Raw genomic sequence first — 1,497 nt, forward strand, 5'->3', positions numbered from 1 at the left:
ACGGGGCACCACGGACAAATGAAAATTTGTTGAGTTTGGCTATAATGTTAATACGGCTGGCGAGGAAGGTCGTTCAACTATGGTGCCGAGAGCCCAACCGTTAGTCTGACCACAACGATCCCGGTGCACCACGGACTGTTGCTCCCTTCTGGGAAGCACGCAGGGTAGATTAACCCTTTATTGGTTGTTGCACCAGCCTTAATTTTTTTGCCGTAGAAAGGTGATTCTCATGCAAATACTTATTGAGCGTGCATGCGGTTTAGATGTTCACAAGAAGACCATCACTGCCTGTGTCGTTACACCAGAAGGAAAGGAGATCAAGACGTTTCACACCCATACCGTCTATCTACTTCAACTAATTGACTGGATGAAGGAGCATCGCTGCACACATGTAGCTATGGAAAGTACAGGCGTCTTTTGGAAACCTATTGTCAACTTACTAGAAGCTGAGGACATTCATTACCTTGTCGTAAACGCCCAACATATGAAGGCTGTTCCCGGTAGAAAGACGGATGTGAAAGATGCAGAATGGATTGCAGACCTTTTACGTCACGGGTTACTTACAGCAAGTTATATTCCAGATCGGAACCAGCGTGAACTGCGTGAATTAGTTCGTTACCGACGCAGTTTAATTCAAGAACGAGCTCGTGAGCATAACCGAGTACAGAAAGTACTAGAAGGAGCTAACATTAAGCTTGCTTCTGTCGCCTCAGATATTATGGGTCTTTCCAGTCGCGACATGATTAGTGCGATGATTAATGGCGAAGAAGATCCGGAGAAACTTGCAAGCTTTGCACGCGGAGTCATGAAGAAAAAGAAGGACGAACTTGAGCTTGCACTTCAGGGTAAGATGAGTGCTCATCAACGCCTTATGCTTAAAACCATGCTTACCCACGTTGATTTCCTCAATGAACAAATCTCGGAATTGGATAACGAGGTGGCCGGGCGGCTAGACCCTTTTCAAGAAGACATTGAGCGACTAGATACGATTCCTGGAATTGCCAGACGTACCGCTGAACAAATATTAGCCGAAATTGGCACAAATGTCGGTTCACGGTTTCCAAGTTCAGCCCACCTTTGCTCATGGATCGGTCTTGTTCCAGGACATAACGAAAGTGCGGGTAAACGAAAACCCTCGAAAACTCGCAAAGGAAATAAATATCTCCGATCAGCACTTCTTGAAGCTTCACAATCCGTATGCAGATCTGACAATTATCTCGGAGCCCTATACAGGCGAATCGCAGCACGTAAAGGTGGTCGTAAAGCAGCTGTAGCTGTTGCACATGCCATCATGAAGATCGCCTACCATCTCTTAACTCGCAACGAAGATTACCGAGATTTAGGTGCTGATTATTTTGAGAAACGACAGCAAGATGTGATCGTCAAACAATCCATTCGCAAGCTAGAGAATCTTGGTTTTACCGTAACAATTTCAGCTCCCAACGCCTCATAATACCTCGCTCATATTAATACATGAAACGCAGCCTTTTGAAAAAA

At 45.3% G+C, this 1,497-nt stretch carries 1 protein-coding gene; it reads left to right on the forward strand.

The window, feature by feature from the left end; all coding sequences use genetic code 11:
- Window positions 1–229 precede the first annotated feature (229 nt).
- Window positions 230–1,453: an IS110 family RNA-guided transposase gene (locus J2Z65_RS35075; RefSeq protein ID WP_209856396.1), complete on the forward strand. Its 1,224-nt coding sequence runs from the start codon at window positions 230–232 to the stop codon at window positions 1,451–1,453.
- Window positions 1,454–1,497: the final 44 nt, after the last annotated feature.

Origin of the sequence: Paenibacillus aceris (assembly GCF_017874035.1) — a bacterium.
Lineage (GTDB): Bacteria > Bacillota > Bacilli > Paenibacillales > NBRC-103111 > Paenibacillus_E > Paenibacillus_E aceris.

Excerpts from the sequence above, each read along its gene's own strand:
- J2Z65_RS35075 (WP_209856396.1), top strand. The coding sequence starts at position 230 with ATGCAAATACTTATTGAGCGTGCATGCGGTTTAGATGTTCACAAGAAG.